Annotated in this window: 23 protein-coding genes and 2 pseudogenes; 7 read left to right on the top strand and 18 right to left on the bottom strand. The window is 58.0% G+C overall.

All coding sequences use genetic code 11. The features are described 5' to 3' along the window. Together ACSFE6_RS14255 and ACSFE6_RS14250 are read left to right on the top strand one after the other, a co-directional pair. Nucleotides 1–1,620, top strand: coding sequence for a DUF2300 domain-containing protein (locus ACSFE6_RS14255; RefSeq protein WP_435428210.1), 1,620 nt, complete (start codon nt 1–3; stop codon nt 1,618–1,620). 7 nt (nt 1,621–1,627) lie between these two features. Further along, nucleotides 1,628–2,437: a YfaP family protein gene (locus tag ACSFE6_RS14250; protein WP_435428209.1), complete on the top strand. Its 810-nt coding sequence runs from the start codon at nt 1,628–1,630 to the stop codon at nt 2,435–2,437. A 54-nt stretch (nt 2,438–2,491) separates the two neighbouring features. Here the strand turns inward: ACSFE6_RS14250 and ACSFE6_RS14245 are convergent, their stop codons facing one another. The 7 genes from ACSFE6_RS14245 to ACSFE6_RS14215 form a co-directional block, all read right to left on the bottom strand. Beyond that, complete coding sequence (locus ACSFE6_RS14245) at nt 2,492–3,148, bottom strand: OmpA/MotB family protein (RefSeq protein WP_435428208.1); 657 nt, start codon at nt 3,146–3,148, stop codon at nt 2,492–2,494. 8 nt (nt 3,149–3,156) lie between these two features. Then, nucleotides 3,157–5,178 (bottom strand): hypothetical protein, encoded by a 2,022-nt coding sequence (locus ACSFE6_RS14240; RefSeq protein ID WP_435428207.1) that lies wholly within the window; start codon nt 5,176–5,178, stop codon nt 3,157–3,159. After that, nucleotides 5,175–6,407, bottom strand: coding sequence for a hypothetical protein (locus tag ACSFE6_RS14235; protein ID WP_435428206.1), 1,233 nt, complete (start codon nt 6,405–6,407; stop codon nt 5,175–5,177). Before ACSFE6_RS14235 ends, ACSFE6_RS14240 begins: the two co-directional genes overlap by 4 nt. Nucleotides 6,408–6,417: 10 nt before the next feature. After that, nucleotides 6,418–7,377 (bottom strand): ATP-binding protein, encoded by a 960-nt coding sequence (locus tag ACSFE6_RS14230; protein WP_435428205.1) that lies wholly within the window; start codon nt 7,375–7,377, stop codon nt 6,418–6,420. A gap of 81 nt (nt 7,378–7,458) precedes the next feature. After that, nucleotides 7,459–8,574: an ankyrin repeat domain-containing protein gene (locus ACSFE6_RS14225; RefSeq protein WP_435428204.1), complete on the bottom strand. Its 1,116-nt coding sequence runs from the start codon at nt 8,572–8,574 to the stop codon at nt 7,459–7,461. Between the two features lie 271 nt (nt 8,575–8,845). Further along, complete coding sequence (locus tag ACSFE6_RS14220; RefSeq protein WP_435428203.1) at nt 8,846–9,541, bottom strand: hypothetical protein; 696 nt, start codon at nt 9,539–9,541, stop codon at nt 8,846–8,848. Nucleotides 9,542–9,714: 173 nt separating this feature from the next. Beyond that, a complete protein-coding gene (locus ACSFE6_RS14215; protein WP_435428202.1) occupies nt 9,715–10,587 on the bottom strand; it encodes a WYL domain-containing protein in 873 nt (290 codons plus the stop codon). Nucleotides 10,588–10,706: 119 nt separating this feature from the next. Between ACSFE6_RS14215 and ACSFE6_RS14210 the strand changes: the two genes are divergently transcribed. The 4 genes from ACSFE6_RS14210 (at nt 10,707) to ACSFE6_RS14195 (ending at nt 12,552) form a co-directional block, all read left to right on the top strand. Then, a complete protein-coding gene (locus tag ACSFE6_RS14210) occupies nt 10,707–10,961 on the top strand; it encodes a hypothetical protein (protein WP_435428201.1) in 255 nt (84 codons plus the stop codon). A 47-nt stretch (nt 10,962–11,008) separates the two neighbouring features. Beyond that, nucleotides 11,009–11,203, top strand: a complete 195-nt coding sequence (locus ACSFE6_RS14205; protein WP_435428200.1) for a hypothetical protein — start codon at nt 11,009–11,011, stop codon at nt 11,201–11,203. Nucleotides 11,204–11,319: 116 nt separating this feature from the next. Beyond that, on the top strand, nt 11,320–11,805 hold the full coding sequence (locus ACSFE6_RS14200) for a hypothetical protein (RefSeq protein WP_435428199.1): 486 nt from the start codon (nt 11,320–11,322) through the stop codon (nt 11,803–11,805). Between the two features lie 9 nt (nt 11,806–11,814). Then, nucleotides 11,815–12,552, top strand: a complete 738-nt coding sequence (locus ACSFE6_RS14195) for a hypothetical protein (protein ID WP_435428198.1) — start codon at nt 11,815–11,817, stop codon at nt 12,550–12,552. 197 nt (nt 12,553–12,749) lie between these two features. Here the strand turns inward: ACSFE6_RS14195 and ACSFE6_RS14190 are convergent. The 11 genes and pseudogenes from ACSFE6_RS14190 to exaC form a co-directional block, all read right to left on the bottom strand. After that, nucleotides 12,750–13,050 (bottom strand): annotated as a pseudogene (locus tag ACSFE6_RS14190) (type II toxin-antitoxin system RelE family toxin). After that, nucleotides 13,040–13,278 (bottom strand): annotated as a pseudogene (locus tag ACSFE6_RS14185) (type II toxin-antitoxin system RelB/DinJ family antitoxin). The pseudogenes ACSFE6_RS14190 and ACSFE6_RS14185 overlap by 11 nt, the downstream one beginning before the upstream one ends. Nucleotides 13,279–13,753: 475 nt before the next feature. Beyond that, nucleotides 13,754–14,500: a S24 family peptidase gene (locus tag ACSFE6_RS14180; protein ID WP_435428197.1), complete on the bottom strand. Its 747-nt coding sequence runs from the start codon at nt 14,498–14,500 to the stop codon at nt 13,754–13,756. Nucleotides 14,501–14,729: 229 nt separating this feature from the next. After that, entirely contained in the window at nt 14,730–15,257 is a 528-nt protein-coding gene (gene ppa / locus ACSFE6_RS14175; RefSeq protein ID WP_007933577.1) for an inorganic diphosphatase, read from the bottom strand. An 89-nt stretch (nt 15,258–15,346) separates the two neighbouring features. Beyond that, entirely contained in the window at nt 15,347–16,159 is an 813-nt protein-coding gene (locus tag ACSFE6_RS14170) for a zinc-dependent peptidase (protein ID WP_435428196.1), read from the bottom strand. 6 nt (nt 16,160–16,165) lie between these two features. Further along, the gene (locus ACSFE6_RS14165; RefSeq protein WP_435428195.1) at nt 16,166–16,822 is read right to left on the bottom strand and encodes a DedA family protein; all 657 of its coding nucleotides are present in this window, start codon (nt 16,820–16,822) and stop codon (nt 16,166–16,168) included. 321 nt (nt 16,823–17,143) lie between these two features. Continuing rightward, complete coding sequence (locus tag ACSFE6_RS14160; RefSeq protein ID WP_435428194.1) at nt 17,144–17,605, bottom strand: GNAT family N-acetyltransferase; 462 nt, start codon at nt 17,603–17,605, stop codon at nt 17,144–17,146. 114 nt (nt 17,606–17,719) lie between these two features. Beyond that, nucleotides 17,720–18,544 (bottom strand): ethanolamine ammonia-lyase subunit EutC, encoded by an 825-nt coding sequence (gene eutC / locus ACSFE6_RS14155; RefSeq protein ID WP_435428193.1) that lies wholly within the window; start codon nt 18,542–18,544, stop codon nt 17,720–17,722. Between the two features lie 8 nt (nt 18,545–18,552). Next, a complete protein-coding gene (locus tag ACSFE6_RS14150) occupies nt 18,553–19,947 on the bottom strand; it encodes an ethanolamine ammonia-lyase subunit EutB (protein WP_435428192.1) in 1,395 nt (464 codons plus the stop codon). A gap of 189 nt (nt 19,948–20,136) precedes the next feature. Further along, nucleotides 20,137–21,510, bottom strand: coding sequence for an ethanolamine permease (gene eat / locus ACSFE6_RS14145; protein WP_435428191.1), 1,374 nt, complete (start codon nt 21,508–21,510; stop codon nt 20,137–20,139). A 223-nt stretch (nt 21,511–21,733) separates the two neighbouring features. Next, nucleotides 21,734–23,254, bottom strand: a complete 1,521-nt coding sequence (gene exaC, locus ACSFE6_RS14140) for an acetaldehyde dehydrogenase ExaC (RefSeq protein WP_435428190.1) — start codon at nt 23,252–23,254, stop codon at nt 21,734–21,736. 299 nt (nt 23,255–23,553) lie between these two features. Between exaC and ACSFE6_RS14135 the strand changes: the two genes are divergently transcribed. Then, the gene (locus ACSFE6_RS14135; protein ID WP_435428189.1) at nt 23,554–25,467 is read left to right on the top strand and encodes a sigma-54-dependent Fis family transcriptional regulator; all 1,914 of its coding nucleotides are present in this window, start codon (nt 23,554–23,556) and stop codon (nt 25,465–25,467) included. Nucleotides 25,468–25,560: the final 93 nt, after the last annotated feature.

Here is a 25,560-nt window from a genome sequence, read left to right as displayed (position 1 = left end):
ATGTTCCGGCCTTTGTTCTACTGGATGCTGTGTTTGATCCCTGCGCTGTCCATGGCGCAGGACGAACCCTTGCGTCTGGCGTTCAAGGGTGAATTGTTGTCGTTGAACCGGACACAATTGCTGTCCCGCGAGCCGTTGCCGGATACGTTGCAGGCGCCATTGGGCAGTGTGTGGAAGTTGTTCGTTTACGGTTGGCTGCTCGACACCGGTGCTCGTGACCCGGCTTATGAATGTCGAGGGCTCTCGAAAGAGGAAGTGTACTGCTGCACCACGGGCGGCAGGATCGAGCGGGATCAGGCGCTGGTGAAATCCTGCGGTTTGTATTTCGAGCCGGCGCGCCTGGGAATCGTCGATACGGATTGGCGGGCGTACTGGCAATCGCGGCAGGCGCCGGAGTGGTTGTTGAATGTGCGGTCATTGCAGCCTGCGACGCGGGTCCCTGTCGCCGAGTTATTGCACATGTTGGCGGTAATGCCTGGGCAGGAGCAGGCACGGCGCGTGTTGCTCGATGTCGTGTTGAACGCTGCTGACGGCAACGTCGCGGGGGAACTCGGCAGCCGGTTGCGGGTGAAAACCTGGAGCTGGTTGGGTGATCAGGACCCTGCGTCGCGTCAGGGTGGATTTGCCGGATGGACGGTGGATGGCACGCCGATCTGGGCCGGCGGACGCGGGACCAGCCAGCGGGTTTTGCGTGATTACACGGCGGCGTTATCAGCGGTTGTGCCTGTTCAATGGCCAATTGATGCTGGACGCTGTGTTGAAGTCGGCCTGTTCTCCCGCTATCCATTTGAACGGGTATCGACGAGTAGCGGTGAGGCGGTTTCGGGGCCGTTACGAGGCGATTATCGTGTCGAATTCGCCAACGGCAATCAGCTCGATATCCACAGCGATGGAGAACTGTTTTTACTGAAAGACAAGCTCGTCGCCCGCCTGGATCGCGAAGAGTACGTCGCCCGTGTGCTCCAGCGTGAAGCCACTCCGGAACCCGCAGAAGCCGCCAAAGCCCTGGCCGTAGCCATCCGCACCTACCTGCTGCAAAACGCCACGCGCAATGGCGACTGCTTGAGCATTGACGACAGCAGTCAGCGCCAGCGGGTCGCTCCACGTCCGGCCAATGCCGAAGCACGCAACATCGCCGCGTGGACCAGCGATCTGGTACTGGCCGGCAGCACCGTCACCTACCACTCCGATCAACCCGGCCCGGACAAGCTGTCCTGGCAGCAAGCCGTCGAACAGGCCCGCGCAGGCCAACGTTACGACGCCATCCTGTTGCACGCGTATCCACGCGCCAGCCTCAGCCGCTGGGACAACCCCGTCGCCTCCTGCGAATCCTTGCCCGCCGCACAGGACTGGCTGCAGAAGCAGCGACGCGGGTGGCGTCCGCGCCTGGAAAGTGAAACCGGCTACAACGAAGTCAGCACCTTCGCCGTCTGCCGCCTGGCGTTCGGTCGGCCCTATGTCGACCGCGAACGCCAGCGCATCTACGTGCGTGGCGTCCTCTCGTTGCAGGACCGCCTCGACCTGACCCACGAATACCTGCACCTGGCCTTCGAAGCACACCCCAATGGCCAGGATGAAACCTACATCGAAGGGCTCGCCCGTCACCTTTTGCTGGAATAGACAGACCATGACATTTCGTTATCCACAGGTCTTGCTGTTGCTCTGCGCGTTCGCGGCTCTATCGCCAGCGATGGCCGGCGGCGTGAAACTCGACACCCCAGTCGGCGGCTGGCGCACTGGCGCTCCCGAAGGCGAGGGCGAAAGTTTCCGCCAGTCAGTCAACTACCCGGCCTCTTCCGTAAACACGCCTGCCGGCCAGGCCAACACCGCACGTATCAGTGGCCAGATCAACGCCACACCTAAATCCAATGAGCCCGGCCGATTGATCGTCAACGGCGTCAGCATGCCGCTGAAAATCGACTCCGCCGGCCGCTTCGATCGCCCGTTCTCCTTCCCCAATGGCAGCAACAGCGTTGAAGTCCGCAGCCCTGACGGTCAGCACCGCCAACGCACACAGTTCCTCAATGCCAGCGGCGGCGCGACACCCGCCAAATTGCGCGTACTGCTGGCCTGGGACAGCGACGGCACGGACCTGGACCTGCACCTCATCACCCCCGACGGCGCCCACATCTGGTACGGCGACCGCGTCGTGCCCAACGGCGCGGCACTCGATGTCGACGTCACCACCGGCTACGGCCCCGAAATCTTCGCCATGCCCGCGCCGATCAAGGGGCAATATCTGGTGTATGTGAACTACTTCGGCGGTGGCTATCGCAGTGATGAGGAAGGGCAGGAGGATGCGGTACAACCGCTGACCACCGCGCAAGTGACGGTGATTACCGAGGAGGGGACGCCGAGCGAGAAAGTGGAAACGTTTCTGGTGCCGATGCGGGCGGTGGGGGAGTTGACGTTGGTGAAGGGGTTTAGTTATCCGTGAGCAATAGGCACGGCGGCCTCGACTCAGCGAGTGAGTCGAGGCCGGATCGCACAATCAAATGCGTGGGGTCGAATCCGAGCGATTGATGAACTGCACTTCGACGCGCCGGTTGTGTTCATCGGCAGGATCGAGGTTCGGCAGAGGTTGGGAGTCGCCGTAGCCCGCTACGATGACGCGTTTGGCTTGTGTCGCCTCCAGCGATTCGATGAGCAACTTGCGGGCTTCACGTGCACGTGCGGCAGACAAGGTGAAGTTGTCGTCATATACCGTGCAGAATTTGGCGAAGTCCGTTACAGGACGCGACACCTGGATGTTGTCGGTGTGCCCTTCCACCAGTACCTGCGCCTGGCCTGAACCCTGGAAAAACCTGGCGATACGCGGGCTGACAAGTCGTAATTGCTTTTGTGCCTCTTCGGTCAGGCATGCGCTGCCACGGGCGAACATCTTGTCGCCCAAGGTCATTTTGTTTCCGGCCAGATCGAAGGACACAAGTCCCGTATCGCCCTGTTCATCCAGCGCGGATTTCATCTCCTGCAATAGGCCGGTTACTTTTTCCTGTTCGCTGACCGCACTCTGGTTTTTCTCCTCCTGGCGCTTGAGTTCGGCGAACTGGTTTTGCAGCACCGAAACCACCAGCAGCAACATCACCACGGCCATCACGCCAGCCATCAGGTCAGAGATGGATACCCACTCGCTTGGTTTCTCTTTCATGTGCGCACTCAGGCCTCAACGGCTTTTCTGGCCGTGACCGACTCGTTGATGCTGTGGGCGACATCGGTGAGTTGTTCAAGGGATTGCTGAAGCGGGGAGAGATCCACGGGTGGCCGTGTCGCAGCGCTGGCCAAGGCATCGAGGGAGGCTGGAACCGCGATGAGCATTTCCGACACCTTGTCGTAACGCTTGTCCAGCGAGACCATGCGTTGGCCGCTTTCGGACACGGCTTTGAGGCCGAGGACAATATCCTTGGCCAGTTTCTTGACGACTTCCTGGACCTCAAGGATGTTGGCGTTCAAATGCTCACTGACCATCTCGAACTCTCGGGAAGTCGTCATCTGTGCCTCGGCTGTTTTCTCCATGCTTCCTTTTACGGTATTCATGGCAGCCTCGACCTCGGTCGACATACTGCCAATAGCAACGGTGATGTTTTGTGTGGCCTCGCTCAGGCTGGAGGTCATGTTGACGAGGTTCTTGCCGAAGTCCTCGTTCATGGTGTGAATGGTCGAACCCAGATCGACCTTAACCGATTGCATCACCTGAGCCAGGTTGCCGGTCGCGATTTCCAGCTGCGTCCCCATGGTGTTCAGATTTCGGCTGAAGTCGTTGTTCATGGTGGTCAAAGTGCTGTTCAGGTCGGCTTTCACACCTTCCATGACTTGCGTCATGCCCACGTTCAGGTTATCCACCACGGCTTGTAGCTCGGTGGCAGACTGCGCCACTTTGATACCGGCATCGCCCATGGTTTGCGCAGCCGTCTGCAAGGCTTGCAGGTTGTCATGGTTGCTATCGGTGAATGCCGTCAGTGCCAGTTCGCCGCGCTTGCTGGAGCTTGCGATCTCGTTGGAAATGGCAAGGCCTTCGCGCAGGATCTGTTGGCTGTCGGCCTGGCCTTGGAGTAGTCCATCGATACCCTGTGCGACGCCGGTAATTCCGGTATTGAGCACTTCAAAGCCACTTTGCAAATGACTGCGGTTGCTCTCGGCGGACTCGCTCAGTGCGCGCTCGGTGCGCTCGGCGGAGTTGGCGATCTCGCCGACCACGGCTTGCTGGCTGTCGGCCTGATTTTGCAGCAGAGCACCGAGGCCTTGGGTTACGCCGGCGATACCGGTGTTCAGGTCCTCGAATCCCGTCTGCAAATGGCTGCGATTGCTTTCGACAAGCTCATTCAGTGCGCGCTCGGTGCGCTCGGCGGAGCTGGCAATCTCGTTGACCACGGCTTGCTGGCTGTCGGCCTGGCTTTGGAGCAGTGCACTCAGACCCTGGGTTACGCCGACAATGCCGGTGTTCAGGTTGTCGAAGCCCGTCTGCAGTAACTGTTGTTTTGCGTTTTCAGTACCTTGCTGAATTTTCAATTGCTGTTGCCACAGCAGCTTCATCGCATCTGCCTGTTTGCCCATGGCGCCGCCTACGTATTTGGCAGCATTGGCAATGCAGCCATGGAGGAAGGCGTCATGTGCCTTGCTGGCAGCCTCTTGCTGTTCTCGGGAGCGTTCCAGTTGGTCCTTTACCTTGGTAATGCACCACGCCATCCGACGGCTCTCGTAACCGAGCAGCAAATCCCACACCTTCAGGAGAATGAAGGCCATGATGCCCCAGGTGGACGTTTTGAACTTGGTCCCCAGCCCCTGCATCATTGCGGTGAGATCCTGCATGGCGCCACCCATGGCCCCCACGGAGGCGTTACCGCTTTTTTGCAGAATGGTCGAGGCATGGTCCAGTGCCATGCCCAAACCCAGGAAGGTGCCCAGCAATCCCACCACCAGCAACATCCCCGGCATGATGCTGGCGATCTTTTCAGCGGTCGTGGCCACTGTTTCACTTAGATCATGGACCGAGCCGTGATCCGCTTGCAGCGCCGATGATTCCAGATTGCCGCCGCGCCACTTTTTTTCCCAACCCTTGGGCTTGGCCTGCAAGGTGACCGCCAGTGCGGTCAGGATGGTGATGCTCCAGATAAAAACAAAAAAGCCCATCTGCAACATGTCGGGCTGCGGTAGCAGAAAGCTCATCAACTCGCTGTTCACAGGCTGACCTCGATTTCCTTGAACGCGTCGGTGCGCGCGCGGCAGTCGTCTTCAAAGATGTTTCCGAAGTCGACAAGCAAGGCTTGTTCGTCTTCGTTCAGGTCTGCCCACTTCACATTCTGTTGGGCACAGCGGGCGATCAGGGCTCCGACCTCCTCGCTGCGGTCGGCCAGGTATTCCTGGCCATCGTCAATCAACTGCTGCTCGTCTTTTTCCAGCAGTTGCAAAAAGCCTTCGGATGCATACACGAAAGAACGTTTTTCTCGCACGCTCGCGTCCAGGTTTTCCAGGCGCTGGGTGTCGCGGTAAAGGTTGCGTTCCAGGTCATTGAGCACTACTTGTTCTTCCGACGTCAGTGCTTCGGTACGGCTGGCCATGGCCATGCGCTTGGCCAGGACCTTGTCGCGGGCCAGGCTCTTGTTGAGCGTTTGCCATTGATCTTCGAGGTGTTGCAAATCCACGTTCCACGCCAGGGTCATTTCTTCGAACACGAACGGCACTACCGGTTTTCCGAAATGCAGGGTGGTCAGTTCGTTCAGGGCAGCAGTTTGCTCGAGGGTCAGGGTTGGGTTCTCGTCCAGCAGGCGGGTGGAGATTTCCATCAGGGTCATCATGTCCGCATCCACGTCGCTCAATTGCTCAATCGAGGTCATGCGCTTTTCGTAGAACTTCAGCAGTTTCTGGGCGGCGCGTACACGCAGGTAATGATTGAAGTCCTTGAACTGATCGCTATTGACCACACGCAAAATTTTGGCCTTGGTCAGCAGGTAGGCGTTGATCAACTCGGCAACCCTGACCGACGCCAGTTCGGCCGCGGGAACCCTGTCAGCAGCTTCCTCGAACGTGCGCGCGCGCGCTTCGGCTTCCTTGATTTCGATGTCGTTGAGGACCTTTTCGCGGATATCCCGGGCGAACTTGATCACCCAGTCGATGGCCTTTTGCAGCTTTTCCATCAATGGGTGTTTTTCGATGTTTTCGAGGAAACCCAGAAACTTCTCCAGACCCAGCGCCATCGCCGTAACGATCGGCCAGGGAGAGAATTTGGCCAACGTGTCGAGGGCGACCCGGGCGTGTGTGATATAGGGTTTGACCGTTTTCCATATCTCTTTGACTTCGCCCACAAAGGTTTCGGCCTTGTCGGCCAACCAGTTGACCGTGGCGACGGCCTTCTCCTTGATGGTGTTGAAGGCACTCACGACTTTTGATTTTGCCCAACTCAATAAACCCATGATTCGCTCCTCAGCCGACGCCCAGTAATTTGCGTGCTGCTTCCAATGTTGGTGTGTTGTTTTTGCTCTGACTGGTTTGCAGTTGCGCGAGCGCGCCGGCGACTTGCTCAATCGCGTCCTGCAGGTGGGTCAGCGCCAGGGCAGGTCTGGCTTGAACCCTGACCGCTTTGGCCAAGGCCAGGCGCATGCAGGTGCGGATCTCTCGCCCCGATAACCCTTGCGATCCTGCCGCGGCCGAACTGAGCAGCGTTTCGCGCGGATCGGCCAAGGGAATGCCGGGCACCAGTAGCTTGGCCCAGATGGCATGACGCTCCGGTTCGCCGGGCAGCTCGAAGTTCACATGCTGGGAGATGCGACTGACGAATGCAGCGTCGTAATTCTTGGCGAAGTTGGTGGCGAAGATGACGACGCCCTCGTGTCGTTCCAGCTCGATCAGCAAGGTCGAGCGCATGGCATTGACTTCGTTGTCGATGCCTTGGGTAACGGACGAAAGCCGTTTGCCCAGCAGGGTGTCCGCCTCGTCGAAAAACAGTACGGCGTCTTCGGCCCGGGCGCTGAGGAACACGGCAGCAATGTTTTTGGACGTATCGCCCATGAACTTGCTTTCCAGGTCGGTAATGCTCACCAGCATTATCTTCTTGCCCAGACTGCCGGCGAAGGCTTCGGCGGTGAGTGTCTTGCCGGTGCCGGGCGGGCCGTAAAAATTCAGGATTGTGCCTTTACCGGCAGGGTCTGCGGCGGCGAAGCCCCACTCGACATAGATCGTCTGGTAGTGCTCGATCTTGGCGACTGCCTCAGCCAATTGCTGCTGCAGGTTGCAGGACATCACCACGTCACGCTCGAGCGTGAACCGTGGTTCGACACAGCGAAATTCAGCTTTGGCGGGAGCAGGTGCCGGGGCTGCCGGCTCGTCCAGCCCTTCAAGGAACCGTGGGCGGATTTTGCTGCGCAGGTAGTCATTGGATGACATGGATTTGGCCTTTGATCCATCAAAAAGAGTGGGGGATACGATGTTTGCGGACCCGCGCATTGGGGTGACACCTGGCGTGGTCTATCGAGTGCGACTCACAATCTGCATCACGCCCATTTCATCGAAATGGTGCTCGTAGTTGCGCCGGAAAAATTGCTCGACTTCCTTTTCGTATTGGCGTTTTTCGAGCCACTGGATGACGTCCTTGTTGGCATCCGGTTTTTTCGGATGAAGGTTTTTCCTGGCCCAGCCCAGGGCGCTGTACCCCTGTTCGTCGGTATCACAAACGTCTGCACCCGAGGCGACGAGTGCCTTGATCAGTGCCAGGTTGCCCAGGCGAGTGCTGATACCTCGTCCGTTCGCGGCAAGCATCAATGCCGTACGTCCTTGTGGGTCTCGGTGATGAACAGTCGAGTGGAGCAGGGAGACGATGGGACCAAAGGACTTCTTTGCCCGACTGCTCGCCAGGTGCATGAGCGGTGTCTGGTAATGACTGTTCGGTACGGACTCGGAGACGTATCGCAGCAGCGCCTCACACGCCTCGACATCGGCCTGCGCGGCGGCGAGATGCAAAGGCGTTGTACCCTTGGCAAAGGCTTCGAACGAATCGAGTATGTTTCGATTTTCCTCGAGGTATTCCCCAAGGTCTTCGCGATCGCCTGACTCACAGGCTGCCTGGAACGCCCGCGTGTTAAGTTCTTCGGGTGAGTACCGGGTGGGTTCGACGTACCAGGTGATGCCGTTGTCGTACTCCGGGGCGGGAGGAGCATGGGGTACAGGCGTCTGGTCACGGTCTGGCCAGTTGTCCAGGTCTTTTTGGTTCCAGACCTTGCCATCCTGCCAATGGAAAAGCGGTACCCATTGTTCGTCGGCGTCGACTTTCATGCGCCCGTTATCTTTCAGTGCCCTCTCGATCCACTGATTCAAATGCTCGGCCAGCCTGGTCAGGAAATGGCGGGGCAACTTGCTGCTGCAAGCCAGATGAAGTTCGGGGTAGCCGTCGGCACCCGTTGTCCACTCATCCTTCATCCACAGCGTCGCGGGCGGTTGCTGCTCGTGGTCGTAGGCCCAGCGCTCGGCAAATGCCCACATCCATGAGTACAGATGGTCGCGAAGGTCATCCGGTACCCGCCGCAGCTCGATAGCCAGGCAGGCCGCAGGTGCCTTTGGAGTGCGCACAATAGCGTTGTGATTCACGATGTCGACCGCTCCCTGTCCCATTTACCGCCGCGATGTCATTGTTGCGCGACGGTTTTTCCCTAAACACACTGCGTATGGAAATACGCTGGCGTGTCGTCTATCGGCCTGTGTTCATTAATCTTTAACGTGTTGGGGTGAGGTGAGCCAGATCGGGGGCGTTGATGCGCCAGCCCTCGGGCAGACTTTATGGCTTAGTGCAACGTGGTATCGCCACCACTCAATGGTGCACAAAGCGTGGCGGCGATACGCGGGTCATTTCTGCGAGCGGTTACGGCTGCGCGATGGCGGCGCTGCTCTCGGCACCCTCTACATGAAGCAGGAACACATCCCGGGCTACGCTACCTACATAACGCGTCAGTGCGTAATTGGCAGCAGTGCCAATGACGAGACCTACCCCAAATGGAATGGCCTTGGTCGCCGCCGCTTTGGTGAAGTTAATCCCCACCTGTTTGAACAACTGCTTGATGGTCTGAAGGGTGGCACCCTTGAGGTACTCACTTACGACTCTTACCGCCGCCTTCGAAGCTACTTTGGTCGCTCCGCTTGAGGTCATTTGTTCCAGCGAGCCGCAAAGAGCGATCACAAAGGACATATGTTTGGCGTCTTCATTGGACATCTTGTTGTTGATTGCGATGCCAAGGCACATGGTCATATCAATTTGCAGCTTCATGCACAACGAAACATCTGCTGCGCCGCCCCCAACCATGGCCACTGCCGTTCCGATACCCGGAATCACACCAGCCAGGGACGTCGCACCACCGGAGGCCGCTGCCATTTTGGAGTAGCGCTCGATGATCTTGTCAGTGACCAGTTCCTGGATGCTCTCATCGCTGGCATCCGGCTTGGCCTTGCGTGCCTGCTCTTGATACTGGGTGACCAGTTCACGAGCATCCTTGGGGGTGATGGCGATTGCCTCGACAATTTTCATCAGGGCGGAGCCGTTGTCTTCCTTTTCTTCCGTCATGTGAAACCTCTGTCCGTGTGCTGACTAAAAATTCTGGGCCGTGGATATCAGTGTTGGTCGCCCTTCCAAAGGGAAAATGACAAAGATTTTCCGCCTGGACACCAATAGTGGCACTTGGCTTGCTTTCGGTAAACAGCCATCACGCGTCACGAACGCAGGTAAGCGTTGAGGGCTCACTCATACAGCCAAGGTTTGAGCTCTTCCAGATTTTTCACAACGATCTGCTGCGCAGCGGCTTTGGGGTCGAGTTTTTTCGGGTCGATCTGAAAGCGCTGCAACACGTACTTCACCAAGGCTCGGCGTGTCGGAATGATTAGCGAGCCATCGAGCATTCCAAAGTCGGCTTCGATGATCGCCTTCTGTTCTGGTGTGAGGCGGGAGTCGGGCTCAATGATCACCGGCACTTCGGTGTTCCAGTCTTCATCCTCGTCTATGAGGTTGTGAGCTTTGCGCTCGAACTCCGGTTGGCCGCGCAGGCGACTGAGCACAAAATCCCGATACTCGCGGTTTTTCTCGCAATACGCCCGGACGTGCCAGCGCATTCCGGTGTAGACCAGGGTGTGGGGCGCAATCAATCGTATTTCCGGAGCTGGGTTGGCGAGGGACACGTACTCGACTTCAATCACCTCGCTGTCGCGACAGGCTTTGAGCAAGGGGCGCAACACCTCGGCTCTGATCGTCCGGTCAGGTACTTCCAGTACCAGGGTGTGGGCGTACGCCAAGGCCAGACCTTCCACGTGCGGCGCGCGGGAATGAGTCTGGTTCAGCAGGTGCAAATAGGCGCTGGCGCTGTCGTCAATGAACAGCGGTTTGAACGCTTTACTCGGTACGTAGCCCTTCAGCTGTTTGTCATATGTAAGGTTTTTAGGCGCATGTTCGGAGATGTAGGTGTTGATGTCTTTCGAAGCCTGCTGGCGGCTGATCCCGAAGCTCTGGATCAAGTGTCCCGTGGTCAGCCGGCCTTCCCACCAGACCACTGTCTCGATCAAACGATAGCGAAGTGCCAGATCCCAGCGAACCTGTGCGATGGATTGCTTGCGTTTCATGTCCCCTCCATGTGTTCGTTTTGTTTACCTGTATAAGTCTACATTCTAGACCTGTCGTAAATCACTACATATCGTGTGAGTGTCTTCGAGACAATTTGAACTCACGCAAGGAAGTGAATATGAACACGTTAGATATGGTTTCTGCAGGAGCTTTGGTACTGCTTGGGCTGATTCTGTTGATCCTGTTGTTTCAGTATCTGCGGCTGCGCGGCATCTGGCGGATGATGCTTGTCTGCCGAACCGCCACTCGCTGGGCACGAATCTGGGAGATGGAAAACCGGGAGCTTCGTTCGGCACTGCGGGCGGAGAAGGCGCACGTCGAGCAGTTGCAGGGAAAGCTGGCGATCCTGCAGTCGTTGCTCCCGACATCGTGACGGGGGCGACATGAACAAATGTGCAAACGTGCTTTCTGGAGGTCGCGATGCCGATCAAACCCCACCCCTTTAACGTTGTGTGTGAAGCCTGCGGCTGGAAGAAAACACTGGCGCCGCGCAGTGATGCGCTGGGGCCGGGAGAGTGGTTCAGCCACTGTCCGAAGTGTGGCAGCCAGGTGTTGAAGATTCAGTCGGCGGGATGGATCGAACGAAAACTGGCAGAGCTATTTTCCAGGCGCTAGCCGTCTGGTCATGGCTTCTGTTTTGTGATGATGGCCAATTAGTATTATTCTGGCGACCGTTTTTGATTAATGGATCTTGCTTGGCAATCAAGCGAATTGGCAGGGAGCAACACAGCATGTTGATCTTCATTGGTATCGTCGCAGCGCTGATTGGCTTTGCGATGATGTCTCGTCCTTTCAAGTTGGGTTTTGGCCTCTACCTGGCCTTCCTGGCTTACTACATCTATCTCTATGGTGGTAAAGCTGATCTGGCGCAGGCATCCACAGGTCTTTCACTGATCTTCGGCGCAGTGGGCCTGTTGATTCTCGGTGCGGTACTGGGAGGCATTCGTTCGGGAGCCGAGAGCGAGGCGCAATACCTTGCCAAGCGCAAACGTGTCTTGCTGTTCCTGCTCAAGTTCGGTGGAGCCTATGTGCTGTTCACCCAGATGCTGACAGTGGCGTTGTTTCTCGTCGGTGGCGGCCGTTCCTGGGACGACTGGACCGCGGCAGGGCTCGCGGTGAAGCTGCTGCCCTTCAAGTGGGTTGGGTATTTGCTGATGTTAGGTGGCTATTACTGGCTGAAAGGCAAGGCGGAAGAACGCCGAGCCCTGCGCACCTGATGCTTGTTTATGACTACGCAAGATCATCAGTTTTCGAACAGAGTTTTTCTTATCAAGGACGTTGAATACATGAATGTAATGAATGTGATGCCGCAGCTTTATCTTTCGCCCAATGGCCCCGTGACCGAACGCGGTGATGCGGTGCATTTTCGCCAGGGTGATCTGGATGGAGCCTGCGGGCCCTACAGTTTGATGATGGCGTTGATCGCAAACGGCATTATCGAACGCTATGAAGCGTCCTATATGAGCCTCAGTGACGGCAGGACCCGACTCGGCAAGTTTTACAACCGACTGCTGAATTTTGGCGGTCTGATCGGCGACGGCACCAATACTTATGACTTGAGTTGGCTGAGCACTTGTTTCGGCAATGAAATCAGTGTTGAAGCACTTAGCGGCAATACCCGGAGCATGGTTGAAAAACTGGTCGGCGGCGTCAAGGCCGGGCGAGCCAGCATCGTCGGCGTCGATTGGTCTGGCGGCGAGGGGCACTGGCTGTTGGTCGTGGGATATCAGGGAAAACTGGTTGGCGCCGGCACATCTGAGGAAACGGTCGAATGCACACACCTGCTGTGCCTCGATCCAATGGTTGAAGCTCCCGGCGTCTCACTGTGGAACGCGGTAATCGAGGTGCAGGACGAAATAGGTCAACTGGTGAATCAGGGACCACTTCCTTCCAATCACTGGTGCGCCGGGCAATCGTCGAAGTGCAAGATTACCAATGCGTTGTCGATTGTTAAGCGCAAGTGACAGTTGTGTTAGGTCACGAAGGTATCGCATGAACTCCAATCGCCTGATAGGGGCTGATTCCGTTTCTCGATTGATTGCTGCTTTGCTTGAATACCATTTTCCCTTGCGAGACCCGATATTTAACGAGGGGAAGTTAATTTGATGCCGAGTTTTTTCAGTAAATGGCATTTGTCGCAGCACTGCGCAGACAAATGCCATTAATCAGCAGCCTGCTGATCGAGTCGATCCTGCGCATCTTGGTAAGCCGCCTCACGTTTGCGTTTACCAATTGCAATCACAAACACTACAACCTATTTATCAAGCACTTGATAGATCAATCGATAACCAGCACTGCGTAGTTTTAGCTTGTAGCAATCCGGCAAGTCGCGAAGGCAGTTGGCTTCGATCCGAGGATTTTCAAGTACTTCAATGAGCTTCTTTTTGAACGGCTGGCGCACGGTGTCGCCAGTTTTTCCACTCTTTCAACGCTCGACGATCAAATTCAAGGCTATAGGTCATCCAGGCTTACCTTCACTCGCTGAGGGGCGGTAAGGCGTTCTGTGACGACGGCAATAACCGCTTCATCTTCTTCGCTGAGCAATGCAGCTTTAAAGGCAATTTGCCTCGTTCTGCAACGTACTGAAGGGTTTGGCGCAGAAGTTCGGAGGGTGTAACTCCGAGCTTTTCCAGTTCAGTAAAAGAGCGTTGTTTCAGCTCATCGTCAATGCGGATGTTGATGGGTGCCATGGGGAGGTACCTGTAATGACGTTTGTCGTTATGGCACCAATCGCCTATCGGTCCGACAACCCTCAAGTAGAGGTTTCAGACGATGGGTCTACTTTCTTCCAGGCATTAAAAAGCCGGCTTGTGGCCGGCTTCTCGGGGACTGGCGTGGATCATTTTTGGTAAACCGTGCCAGCCTTCAAAACGTACATCCGGATCTTGCGTCCGGCTGTGGGACTCGGCGAGAAAGTCATCTGCCTTGTCGGTGCGATCTGAGCCGCTTGGCGGGTCGATGCGCAAATGTGGGGCGCAGCATACTGATTTTTTTGGGAAATTCCCAGTCTGGTGTGCGGGTTGGAGCACTGGGGTTGCTCAGGCCTGATGAAAAATTGGAGATTCCTGGTGAATGTTCCATCGTATTCGCGGGCAAGCCACGCTCCCACAGGGGGGCGCGTAATCTGTGGGAGCATGGCTTGCCCGCGATGAAGTCGCCGCAATGTCACAGAAACGGCACCTCCGGCCTGCGCTTGTTCAGCGTCGACCACCAGAACACCCAGCCCAATACCCTGATGTTCTGTTCTTCGATTTGCGCGGGCCTGAATATTTCATCCGGGTAGTCTTCGCGGTTATGGCTGCGTAATCGCAGCGCGTTCCCCGGCATTCGATGCAGGTATTTGATTCGCAGCATGCCGTCGTGTTCTATGGCGTAGATTTCGCCATCCACAATCTGGGTCAGGCCACGGTCGATGGCCAGAATCGATCCGTCTTCGATGCGTTCGGCCATGCTGTTGCCGATCATGTGGGCGCAGATGGCGTCGGCGTGGTTGATTTCCAGGGAGTCCAGATGGCTGCGTGGCAGTCGGATGGATTGATCGGGGTCTTCGACGACGTGGGTTTGGCTGGAGCCTGGAGCGGTGGCGGTTTCCTTGAAGAGAGGGAGTTCGACGTCAGTGGGTTCAATGACCGTATAAACGCCGCGGATCGCCTGTGCGTCGAAGACATTACCGGATTCGTCGTGCAGTCGCAGGTGCGTGGCGTCTTTCGGGCCATCTCCTGTTTTCAGCCATTCGCTGTTTACGGACAGCTTTCTGGCGACCTCTTCCAGGCAATGGGCGGGCACGCCACGCGTGAACCAGTTATGGACATTTTGCGGGGCCGTGTTCAGGAAGTCGGCAAACCCGGTTGTTGTGATGTTGGCGATTCCAAGGAGCGCTTTGAATCGAGGGCCGCTAGTGTTCTTTTTCATAAACACGAGTCTACTGACGCGGCAAAAGGCTTTGAATAAACGCACCGTTCAAATTTCGAGGGAAATTTACGACCGGATGTAAGACGTTCTTGAGGAATTTTAAACAAGAAAACACCGAAGCAAGCCATATTAAACAAGACGTTTAACAGGTGCTTTTCGAGCGGCCACAAAAAACCCCGGATCACCGGGGTTTTTCTTGAAGCTTGCAGCTCAAGGCTGGCAGTTGCTCTTAGCCTTTATAGGCAGCAACCGACTTGGTGATCGCAGCACGGGCAGCGTCAGCGCCGTCCCAGCCTTCGATCTTCACCCACTTGCCTTTTTCGAGGTCTTTGTAGTTCGCGAAGAAGTGCTCGATCTGCTGGATCAGCAGGGCTGGCAGGTCGGTGTATTCCTTCACGTCGACGTACAGCTGGGACAGCTTGTCGTGTGGGACAGCGATCACTTTGGCATCGCCGCCGCCGTCGTCGGTCATGTTCAGGATGCCGACCGGACGAGCGCGGATCACGGAGCCTGGAGCAACCGGGTAAGGGGTGACAACCAGCACGTCCAGGGGATCACCGTCGTCAGCCAGGGTGTTCGGGATGTAACCGTAGTTGGCCGGGTAGAACATTGGGGTGGCCATGAAACGGTCAACGAACAGGCAATCGCTGTCTTTGTCGATTTCGTATTTGATCGGCGCGTGGTTGGCCGGAATCTCGATCGCGACGTAGATGTCGTTCGGCAGGTCTTTGCCAGCCGGAATCTTGCTGTAGCTCATTGGGCGTTGCCCCCGTTAGTTGACCAAAAAGTGGCGGCGATTATAGGCATATTCCTACGCCTGCGCCATGTACCAGAAGTCGTAGAACCTCAGTCATGTGCCTGATAGACAGGGTCATTGGCGAGAAGTTGCCTGAGCCTCGCCAGCGGGTCCTGTCGGTAGAACAGCTTCAACTGCTCATACACCTGTGGATAAGCCTCCTGCAGCAAATCCGGGGCGCTGAAGAAATATTCGCTGGTGACGGCGAAGAATTCGGCAGGATTTTCGGCGGCATAGGGATCGATGGCGGTCTCGGCGTCAGGATTGCGTTCCAGTTGCCGATCGAGGTCGTCGTACGCCTCTTGCATGATTCTGGCCCAGTCGCTGACCCGCATATCGGCGTGCAACGGTGGCAAGCCGTTGGCGTTGCCATTGAGCATGTCGAGCTTGTGCGCCAGTTCGTGAATCACCAGGTTATAGCCTTCCCAGTTACCACTGGCCATGACGCCGGGCCAGGCGAGGATGACAGGTCCCTGCTGCCAGGCTTCGCCGCTGTGTTCACCGTCCCACTCGTGCTCGACACCGCTGGCGTCACGATGGCGCTGGGGGCTGAGGAAGTCGTCGGGATAGAGAATGATTTCGTGAAAGCCCTGGTACCAGTTCAGATCTCCCAGGTGCATGAGGGGCAGTTGCGCCTGGGCGGCGAGCAGCAGGCGTTGTTCCTGATGCAGTTCGACGCCGGGCAGGGCGGTCAGGTGTTTGTCTTGCAGGAACAGGACGCAGGCTTCGCGCAGCCACCGGTCTTCGGCGGCACTGATGCCGTCGAGAAACCGCAGGTGGCGGCGCACCCGTTGCCACATGTCATCGGCAATCGGGTGCCTGGCCAGGGTGCGCCGGCGTCGCCAGGCGCTCAGGGACCACATCGTGAGTCAGCGCGGGTGGGCTTTTGATGCAGCATTGCCAATGCGGCTGCGAATCACGCCGATGATCATCGGCACCAGCGACAGCAGGATGATGCCGACCACCAACAGAGACAGGTTGGACTTGATGAACGGTACGTTGCCGAAGAAGAAGCCGAGGGTGACCAAGCCACCGACCCAGAGAATCGTACCCAGCACGCTAAAGGCGAAGAAGCGTGGGTAAGGCATTTTTGCCACGCCGGCGACGAAGGGGGCAAAGGTGCGAATGATCGGCAGGAAACGCGCCAGGGTCACGGTTTTGCCACCGTGCTTGTCGTAGAAGTCGTGGGTTTGTTGCAAGTAGTCGCGACGGAAAATTTTCGAGTTCGGGTTGCTGAACAATCGTTCGCCCGCCGTTCGTCCGATGATGTAGTTGGTACTGTCCCCCAGAATCGCCGCGAGCATCAGCAGGCCGCCGAGCAGCACCGGATCCATGCCGCCGCCGGCCGCCACGGCACCGGCGATGAACAGCAGCGAATCGCCCGGCAGGAAGGGCATGACCACCAGGCCGGTTTCGCAGAAGATCACGAGAAATAGAATGGCGTAGATCCATGGCCCGTAGTTGGTGACCAGCAAGTCGAGGTAAACATCGAGATGCAGGACGAGATCGAGCGGGTTGAAATCCATGGACGGCACCTGTGATGACGGCCCGACTCGGCGGGCCTGTGCGGATGACTACGCGTAAGCCTACAGACGGGTGTAGTTTTTCTTACAAGTCGGAAAGGTCGGAATTATACGTTCTGCGAAGTGAAAAGCGCGTCGAGATTGTAGCGGGGGATGTCGGGAGGGTAATTGGCAGACTGATGACAATTAATAACCCCGTAACCCTGTAGGAGCGAGCCTGCTCGCGATGAACCAAGGACACCGCTGAGTACCTGGTTTCCCGCGTTATCGTTCACGACCATCGCGAGCATGCTCGCTTCTACAAAGGGTAAATCCGATCGCGCATTACAACTCGTCGCTGATCGGCAACACGTAGTTCTTGAACTTGGTGTCTTCCTTGAATCCGATGGATTCGTAGGTCTTGCACGCGACTTCGTTGTTGCTGCTGGTGGAAACACGCATGCGCACGGCATTGGTTTCCTTGGCCATCTTCTTCGCGGTACGGATCAAATGGTCGGCGACCAGCTGGCGACGGGCGTCCTCGGCGACATAAATATCGTTAAGAATCCACACGCGCTTCAGTGAAAGCGAAGAAAAGCTTGGGTACAGCTGACAGAACCCCATCAGCTTGTTGTCGTCTTCATCGGAAAGAGCCAGGTAGATCACCGATTCCTTACGGCGCAGGCGTTTTTCGAGAAACGCCCGGGACGAGTCCGGATACGGCAGGGAACCATAAAACTCGCGATACTTGACGAACAACGGGGTCAGCAGATCCAGGTGTTCGAGGGTCGCTTGAATAATCCGCATGGTAGGTCTCGTCTTCAAGTGGCTGTCTTGCAGGCTGGGACGGCAACGGGAAACCCTGGCGGCCGTTCGTCGATCCTGCCTCAAAACGGAACGATAGTGCAATGCAGAAGCGATTCAGGCTTGCGGCGGACTCAGCAGGAAATTTCCCTTCATGTCAGCTCCCTCGTCTGACGTCAGTGTCTGAACCTGCGCTTCGTCCTTCAGATTGACACCCGACAGCTGCCGCCGGCAGGCTTCGCGCATCAGGTACAGCAAACGGTGTGCCGCCATGCCGTAACTCAGTCCTTCAAGGCGCACGTTCGAGATGCAGTTACGGTAGGCGTCCGTCAGGCCGACCTTGGGATTGTAGGTGAAATACAATCCCAGGCTGTCTGGCGAGCTGAGTCCAGGGCGTTCGCCGATCAGGATTACCGTCATTTTTGCGCCCAGCAGTTCGCCGATTTCATCAGCCACCGCAACGCGTCCCTGTTCCACCAGAACCACGGGGGCTACGGACCAGTTTTCCGCGCGGATCTGTTCTTCCAGCCGTGCCAGAAATGGCAGTGTATGACGGTGAACGGCCAATGCTGACAAACCGTCGGCGACCACAATGACCAAATCGACTCTGCCCGGATGGGCCGCGGCGTGATCACGTAACGCCTGAGCCGACTCGGCGCTCAACTTTCGACCCAGATCGGGGCGTTGCAGGTAACTGTTTCGGTCAATCGCCGCGCTATGCAACAACAGGCTTTGTTGCCCACGTTCCGCCAGTTGCGAGCGCAGATTGGCGTGATCGAACGGCAAATGCACCGCATCTCTGGCCTGGGCATGGGCGTATTGAAAGTCCAGTTGAGCGCGGGTGGGCAGGCTGGTGCCGGTGCGGCCCAGGGCAATCCTCGCCGGTGTCAGGCGTCGCAGCTCTTGCCAGGGGTTGTGCGGATCGAAGGGTAATTTTTCCATATCAACGCTCATCCCAATTGCGCCAAGGCCTGGCGAAAGGCCGGTGGCAGACTGTTGCCGAACAGAACCTTGCCGTCCGGCTGCGTAAAGATGCCCATTTTCGCCAGCCACTGTTCGAATTCCGGTGCAGGCTTGAGTCCCAGTGTCTGCCGGGCATAGAGCGCGTCGTGGAATGAAGTGGTCTGGTAGTTGAGCATGATGTCGTCGGAGCCGGGGATGCCCATGATGAAGTTGATCCCGGCCACGCCCAACAGGGTCAGCAAGGTGTCCATATCATCCTGGTCGGCCTCGGCATGGTTGGTGTAACAGATGTCGCAGCCCATCGGTACGCCCAGCAGCTTGCCGCAGAAGTGGTCTTCGAGGCCGGCGCGGATGATTTGTTTGCCGTTGTAGAGGTATTCCGGGCCGATGAACCCTACGACGGTGTTCACCAGAAACGGATTGAAATGCCGTGCCACAGCGTAGGCCCGGGTTTCGCAGGTCTGTTGATCGACGCCGTGGTGGGCGTTGGCCGACAGCGCGCTGCCCTGGCCGGTTTCGAAATACATCAGGTTTTGCCCGAGGGTGCCGCGATTGAGGCTCAATCCGGCGTCGTAACCTTCTTTCAGTACGTTCAGATTGATCCCGAAGCTGGCGTTGGCCGCCTCGGTGCCGGCGATCGACTGAAACACCAGGTCCAGTGGAACGCCGCGATTGACCGCTTCAATCGAGGTGGTGACGTGAGTCAACACGCAGGCCTGGGTCGGAATTTCGTAGCGCTGGATGATCGCGTCGAGCATTTCCAGCAAGGCGCAGATCGAGGCGATGCTGTCGGTGGCCGGATTGATCCCGATCATGGCGTCGCCGTTACCGTGCAGCAGGCCATCGAGAATACTGGCGGCGATACCGGCTGGTTCGTCGGTTGGATGGTTGGGTTGCAGGCGTGTGGATAACCGCCCGCGCAGGCCGAGGGTGCCGCGGAACTGCGTAACCACGCGGATCTTCTGAGCCACCAGCACCAGATCCTGCACTCGCATGATTTTCGATACGGCAGCCACCATTTCCGGGGTCAGGCCGGGGGCGAGGGCGCGTAGAACCTGTTCGTCGGCGGCATCGCTGAGCAGCCAATCGCGAAATCCGCCAACGGTCAGGTGACTGACCACCGCGAAAGCCTGTTTGTCGTGGGTGTCGATGATCAGGCGGGTGACTTCGTCGGTTTCGTAAGGAATCAGTGCTTCCTGTAGGAAGTAGCTCAACGGAGTGTCAGCCAACGCCATTTGCGCGGCAACACGTTCGCCATCGTTGAGAGCGGCGACACCGGCCAAAAAGTCCCCGGAGCGCGCCGGGCTGGCCTTGGCCATCACATCCTTGAGGCTGTCGAAGCGATAGGTCTGGGCGCCGATGGAATGGGCAAATACGGCCATGGAGGCTCCTGATTCTGACAAGACTCAAATACACCGCTAACCCTATGGGAGCGAGCCCGCTCGCGAAGCAGGCGACTCGGTCCAACATTACACCTCGGTGAAGCATTCGCGAGCAGGCTCGCTCCCACAGGGAATGGGTGTGCACTTCAATATGGCAGGCACCGGGCTTTCGGCCCGGCGCCGGTGCATTTATATACCTTCGAGCATAGCGTCCACTGGCGCCTCGGAACGTTGCCGGGCGGTCAGCTGGAAATACAGATAACCGGCGACCATGAAGCCGAGGAAGATCATGCCGATCAAGGTGTTGAACCAGGCCATCGCCACCAGGCACACCAGCGCCAGAAACAGTGCGATCCCCGGCACGATCGGATAACCCGGGGCGCGGAAGGTGCGCTCCAGATGCGGCTCGGTTTTACGCAGCTTGAACAGGCTCAACATGCTGATGATGTACATCACGATGGCGCCAAACACCGACATGGTGATCATCGCCGCTGTCAGGCTCATGCCCTGTAGATTGACCAGACCGTCGCTGTAAATCGCCGCGATGCCGATCACACCACCGGCCAGGATGGCCCGGTGCGGTGTCTGGAAGCGCGAGAGTTTCGCCAGGCCGCGAGGCAGGTAGCCGGCGCGGGCCAGGGCAAAGAACTGTCGCGAATAGCCGAGAATGATCCCGTGGAAACTGGCCACCAGGCCGAACAGGCCGATCCAGACCAGCATGTGCATCCAGGTCGAATTATTGCCCACCACTGCTTTCATCGCCTGGGGCAGCGGATCGTTGATGTTGGAGAGCTGGCGCCAGTCGCCGACACCACCGGCCATCACCATCACGCCGATGGCCAGGAATACCAGGGTAAGAATGCCGCTGACATAGGCCTTGGGAATCGTGCGTTTCGGGTCCTTGGCTTCCTCTGCCGCCATGGCCGCACCTTCGATGGCGAGAAAGAACCAGATTGCGAAGGGAATGGCGGCGAAAATGCCGGGAATGGAGCCTAGGGTGAATTCGTTGGAGCCCGACCAGCCATTGAGCACGAAATTGCTGAAGCTGAAGCCCGGCGCCACCACGCCCATGAACACCAGCAATTCCGCGACGGCCAGGACGGTGACCACCAATTCAAAGGTGGCGGCAATGCTGACACCAAGAATATTGAGGGTCATGAACACGAAGTAGGCACCTACCGCGGCGATTTTCGGGTCCAGTTCTGGATATTGCACATTCAGATAAGCGCCGATGGCCATGGCAATGGCGGGGGGCGCAAAGACGAATTCGATCAGGGTGGCGATGCCTGCGATCAATCCGCCTCTTTCGCCAAAGGCCCGCCGACTGTAGGCAAACGGCCCGCCCGCATGGGGAATCGCCGTTGTCAATTCGGTAAAGCTGAAGATGAAGCAGGTGTACATGGTTGCGACCATCAAGGCCGTGACCAGAAAACCCAGGGTCCCTGCGGTGCCCCAGCCGTAACTCCAGCCGAAGTATTCGCCGGAAATAACCAGGCCGACGGCAATGCCCCATAAATGCAGGGTGCCGAGTGTGGGTTTGAGCTGTGTGGAAGAAATAGTCATAAGTCCTCTCTATTTTTTATTGTTCGAACATTTGGACTTTCGGGTGCGACGTTTATGTTTGGAACAGGCATGCGAAGCCCGTGCCAGAGCGGCAGGGCGGTATTGGGTGTGTCATGGCGGATGCCTTCGCGAGCAGGAGAACGCATTTCACATTGTGGGAGCGAGCCTGCTCGCGAAAGCGGCTGGAAGGGCGACGCAGGGATACCCTGAATCGCCCCGGTTTTTAGAAGAAGCCCAGCGGATTGATGTCGTAGCTCACCAGCAGGTTTTTGGTCTGCTGATAGTGGTCGAGCATCATTTTGTGGGTTTCACGGCCGACGCCGGACTTCTTGTAGCCACCGAACGCGGCGTGCGCCGGGTACAGGTGGTAGCAGTTGGTCCACACACGACCGGCCTTGATGGCGCGGCCCATGCGATAGGCGCGGTTGATGTCGCGGGTCCAGAGGCCGGCGCCCAGGCCGAACTCGGTGTCGTTGGCGATGGCCAGGGCTTCGGCTTCGTCCTTGAAGGTGGTGATGCTCACCACCGGGCCAAAGATTTCTTCCTGGAACACACGCATTTTGTTGGTGCCCTTGAGCAGGGTCGGCTGGATGTAATACCCGGTCGCCAGGTTGCCCTCGAGTTTTTCCACCTTGCCGCCGGTCAGCAGCTCGGCGCCTTCGCCCTTGGCGATTTCCAGGTACGAAAGGATTTTGTCGAATTGCTGTTCGGACGCCTGGGCGCCGACCATGGTGTCGGTGTCGAACGGGTCGCCGCGTTTGATTTGCAGGACCTTCTTCATCACCACTTGCATGAACTCGTCGTAGATCGACTCCTGCACCAATGCACGGGAAGGGCAGGTGCAGACTTCGCCCTGGTTGAAGAACGCCAGCACAAGGCCCTCGGCGGCCTTCTCGATGAAGGTTGGTTCCGCCTGCATGATGTCTTCGAAGAAGATGTTTGGCGATTTGCCACCCAGCTCCACGGTGGACGGAATGATGTTTTCGGCCGCGCATTTCATGATGTGCGAGCCGACCGGGGTCGAGCCGGTGAAGGCGATCTTGGCGATGCGTTTGCTGGTGGCCAGCGCTTCACCGGCCTCTTTGCCGAAGCCTTGCACGACGTTCAGCACGCCCGGTGGCAGCAGGTCGCCGATCAGTTCGACCAGCACGCTGATGCCCAGCGGGGTTTGCTCGGCGGGCTTGAGTACCACGCAGTTACCGGCAGCCAGCGCCGGAGCGAGTTTCCAGGCCGCCATCAGGATCGGGAAGTTCCACGGAATGATCTGCCCGACCACGCCCAGCGGTTCATGGATGTGATAGGCCACGGTGTTGCCGTCGATTTCGGCGGCGCTGCCTTCCTGGGCACGCAGGCAACCAGCGAAGTAGCGGAAGTGGTCGGCAGCCAACGGGATGTCGGCGTTGAGGGTTTCGCGAACGGCCTTGCCGTTGTCCCAGCTTTCGGTGAGTGCCAGGGTTTCCAGGTTCTGTTCGATGCGATCGGCGATTTTCAGCAGGATCAGGGAGCGTGCCTGGACGGACGTGGCGCCCCAGGCATCGGCCGCCGCGTGGGCAGCGTCCAGGGCCTTGTCGATGTCTTCGGCCGTGGAACGGGGGAATTCGGCAATCGGTTGGCCATTCACTGGCGATGTATTGGTGAAGTACTGACCTTTGACAGGCGCGACGAACTCGCCGCCGATGTAGTTACCGTATTTGGCTTTGAACGAAACGATAGCGCCTTCAGTACCGGGGTGAGCGTAACGCATGATGTTTTCTCCTTGGCTTTTGTACTTATAAGAGAGGCGCATGTGCGCTTGTATAAGCGTAGAGCAAAGGCCGGGCCATCGCCCCGTAGCTCAGATAAATCAAGGTCTTGCGCATTTTTTGTCGGACGGACGGACCGTGGATGTGACGCTTTCGGTACAGCCTGGGTGACACTTTGTACCGTTTCTGGCACAGGCTGTGACGGCCCGGTCTTGCCAGCATTGCAATGCGGGCTAGGCTGGAGGATGCTCGGGCATCACCTCACGCACGGGTCGCCGAGCCCCGGGGAGAATAATAAGAAATGCACGACAGTCATTTGAGTCGCCATGCCCAGCAAGTGTTGACCGTAACCCAGGGCAAAACCCATCTGCACGGCCCTGGCAGCGATCCGTCTATCGCTCGTTCCTGGCTGCGCTGTCTTGAGGACTACCATCTCGATCCTGCCCTGACCATGGCACCGACGGTGCTGGAGCATGGTCGCTTGCTCGAAAGTCGTGAACGCTTGCAGCAAGTGCTGCACATCGCTGGCAACGAGATGACCAGCCTGCACCAGCAGCTGTCCGGCGCCGGGCATGCAGTCCTGTTGACCGATGCCCGGGGCGTGATCCTCAACTGCGTGACGGACCCCGCCGAACGGAAGATTTTCGAGCGTGCCGGGCTTTGGCTCGGCGCCGACTGGAGCGAGGCCTGCGAAGGCACCAATGGCATCGGCACCTGCCTGGTGGAGCGCCAGGCGCTGACGATTCACCAGGACGAACATTTTCGCGGTCGCCATACCGGCCTGACCTGCTCGGCGAGCCCGGTGTTCGACCCTCATGGCGAACTGCTTGCGGTGCTCGATGTGTCCTCGGCACGCCACGACGTCTCGCGCCAGAGTCAGTTCCACACCATGGCCCTGGTCAATCTGTCGGCGAAGATGATCGAAAGCTGCTATTTCCTGCGCTATTTCGACAACCAATGGTTGCTGCGCTTTCATTTGCAAGCGGAGTCCGTCGGGCTGTTCAGTGAAGGGCTGTTGGCGTTCGATGGGGAAGGGCGGATTTGCGCGGTCAATCAGAGCGCACTGAACCTGCTGGGGCATGTGCGCGGCGGCTTGCTGGGCAAGCCGGTAGAGGCGTTTTTCGACTGCTCCCTGGATGATTTGCTCGGCCGCGCGAGCGTCAACGCCGCCGCCAGTTGGCCGCTACGCACCCGTGACGGGCGCCGCCTTTTTGTCGTATTGCGCGGCCAACCTCGACGGGTGCCGATACCGTTGACGCCGAGTCCGATCATCGAGAAATCGGCGCCATTGTCCGGCATTTGCCTGGGCGATGCTGCATTGCAGGGGGATTTCCGCAAGGCCCTGCGAGTTTATGAGCGGGATGTGCCGCTGCTGATCAACGGTGAAACCGGGTCCGGTAAAGAGGCCTTTGCCAAAGCCGTCCATCAGGCCAGTCAACGGGCCGAAAAGGCGTTCGTGGCCCTCAATTGCGCGGCCATTCCGGAAAGCCTGATCGAGAGCGAGCTGTTCGGTTATCGCGGTGGCAGTTTCACCGGGGCGCGCAAGGAAGGCATGCGCGGCAAGCTGCAACAAGCCGATGGCGGAACCTTGTTCCTCGACGAAATCGGTGACATGCCCCTGGCCTTGCAGACACGGCTGTTAAGGGTGCTGGAAGATCGCCAGGTGGTGCCGATCGGTGGCGAACCGCAGGCCATCAACGTGCGGATCATCAGCGCCACGCACCGCAATCTGTTGGAGCGGGTGCAGGACGGCAGCTTTCGCGAGGACCTGTATTACCGGCTCAATGGACTGGAAGTCGCTTTGCCGGCGTTGCGTGATCGCAGTGACAAGTCGCAGTTGCTCGACTTCTTGCTGGCCGAAGAGGCGGGTGGGGAAACGGTGCTGGTCGATGGACCGGCTCGGGAGGCGTTGCTGGCGTTTGCCTGGCCGGGGAACGTCCGGCAATTGCGCAATGTGCTGCGCACGTTGACGGCGTTGTGTGACGGCGGGCGAATCGGGCTGGAGGATTTGCCGGCCATGATCCGTCAGGCGCGACCGGTGGTGGCGCAGATTGTTGAAGAGTCGTCCGATAGTCCGCTGGAGGATGCCGAGCGGCTGGCGCTGTTGAACGCGCTGGAGCATACGCGGTGGCATATGACGCATACGGCGGAACAGCTTGGCGTGAGTCGCAATACGCTTTATCGCAAGCTTCGTAAGCACGGAATAGCCCGTTAAACCACGTCGCGGCTTTCGCGAGCAGGCTCGCTCCCACAGGGATTATGTATTCCCTTTCTCTTATCCACATCCGACGCTACCAACGAACAAATC

Source organism: Pseudomonas baetica, from assembly GCF_051216495.1.
In the GTDB taxonomy this organism is placed as follows: Bacteria; Pseudomonadota; Gammaproteobacteria; order Pseudomonadales; family Pseudomonadaceae; genus Aquipseudomonas; species Aquipseudomonas baetica_B.
The sequence above is the reverse complement of the archived record's forward strand: the minus strand, read 5'-3'. Positions and strand labels throughout refer to the sequence as shown.

What these genes read in the sequence shown, in the direction of transcription:
- ACSFE6_RS14165 (WP_435428195.1), bottom strand. Translation starts at nt 16,822, where the DNA reads ATGGATTTCAACCCGCTCGATCTCGTCCTGCATCTCGATGTTTACCTC.
- ACSFE6_RS14205 (WP_435428200.1), top strand. Translation starts at nt 11,009, where the DNA reads ATGCCGATCAAACCCCACCCCTTTAACGTTGTGTGTGAAGCCTGCGGC.
- ACSFE6_RS14150 (WP_435428192.1), bottom strand. Translation starts at nt 19,947, where the DNA reads ATGGCCGTATTTGCCCATTCCATCGGCGCCCAGACCTATCGCTTCGAC.
- ACSFE6_RS14170 (WP_435428196.1), bottom strand. Translation starts at nt 16,159, where the DNA reads ATGTGGTCCCTGAGCGCCTGGCGACGCCGGCGCACCCTGGCCAGGCAC.
- ACSFE6_RS14210 (WP_435428201.1), top strand. Translation starts at nt 10,707, where the DNA reads ATGAACACGTTAGATATGGTTTCTGCAGGAGCTTTGGTACTGCTTGGG.
- ACSFE6_RS14255 (WP_435428210.1), top strand. Translation starts at nt 1, where the DNA reads ATGTTCCGGCCTTTGTTCTACTGGATGCTGTGTTTGATCCCTGCGCTG.
- ACSFE6_RS14230 (WP_435428205.1), bottom strand. Translation starts at nt 7,377, where the DNA reads ATGTCATCCAATGACTACCTGCGCAGCAAAATCCGCCCACGGTTCCTT.
- ACSFE6_RS14215 (WP_435428202.1), bottom strand. Translation starts at nt 10,587, where the DNA reads ATGAAACGCAAGCAATCCATCGCACAGGTTCGCTGGGATCTGGCACTT.
- eutC (WP_435428193.1), bottom strand. Translation starts at nt 18,544, where the DNA reads ATGGAAAAATTACCCTTCGATCCGCACAACCCCTGGCAAGAGCTGCGA.
- ACSFE6_RS14235 (WP_435428206.1), bottom strand. Translation starts at nt 6,407, where the DNA reads ATGGGTTTATTGAGTTGGGCAAAATCAAAAGTCGTGAGTGCCTTCAAC.
- ACSFE6_RS14220 (WP_435428203.1), bottom strand. Translation starts at nt 9,541, where the DNA reads ATGACGGAAGAAAAGGAAGACAACGGCTCCGCCCTGATGAAAATTGTC.
- ACSFE6_RS14250 (WP_435428209.1), top strand. Translation starts at nt 1,628, where the DNA reads ATGACATTTCGTTATCCACAGGTCTTGCTGTTGCTCTGCGCGTTCGCG.
- exaC (WP_435428190.1), bottom strand. Translation starts at nt 23,254, where the DNA reads ATGCGTTACGCTCACCCCGGTACTGAAGGCGCTATCGTTTCGTTCAAA.
- eat (WP_435428191.1), bottom strand. Translation starts at nt 21,510, where the DNA reads ATGACTATTTCTTCCACACAGCTCAAACCCACACTCGGCACCCTGCAT.
- ACSFE6_RS14200 (WP_435428199.1), top strand. Translation starts at nt 11,320, where the DNA reads ATGTTGATCTTCATTGGTATCGTCGCAGCGCTGATTGGCTTTGCGATG.
- ACSFE6_RS14195 (WP_435428198.1), top strand. Translation starts at nt 11,815, where the DNA reads ATGACTACGCAAGATCATCAGTTTTCGAACAGAGTTTTTCTTATCAAG.
- ACSFE6_RS14245 (WP_435428208.1), bottom strand. Translation starts at nt 3,148, where the DNA reads ATGAAAGAGAAACCAAGCGAGTGGGTATCCATCTCTGACCTGATGGCT.
- ppa (WP_007933577.1), bottom strand. Translation starts at nt 15,257, where the DNA reads ATGAGCTACAGCAAGATTCCGGCTGGCAAAGACCTGCCGAACGACATC.
- ACSFE6_RS14135 (WP_435428189.1), top strand. Translation starts at nt 23,554, where the DNA reads ATGCACGACAGTCATTTGAGTCGCCATGCCCAGCAAGTGTTGACCGTA.
- ACSFE6_RS14160 (WP_435428194.1), bottom strand. Translation starts at nt 17,605, where the DNA reads ATGCGGATTATTCAAGCGACCCTCGAACACCTGGATCTGCTGACCCCG.
- ACSFE6_RS14180 (WP_435428197.1), bottom strand. Translation starts at nt 14,500, where the DNA reads ATGAAAAAGAACACTAGCGGCCCTCGATTCAAAGCGCTCCTTGGAATC.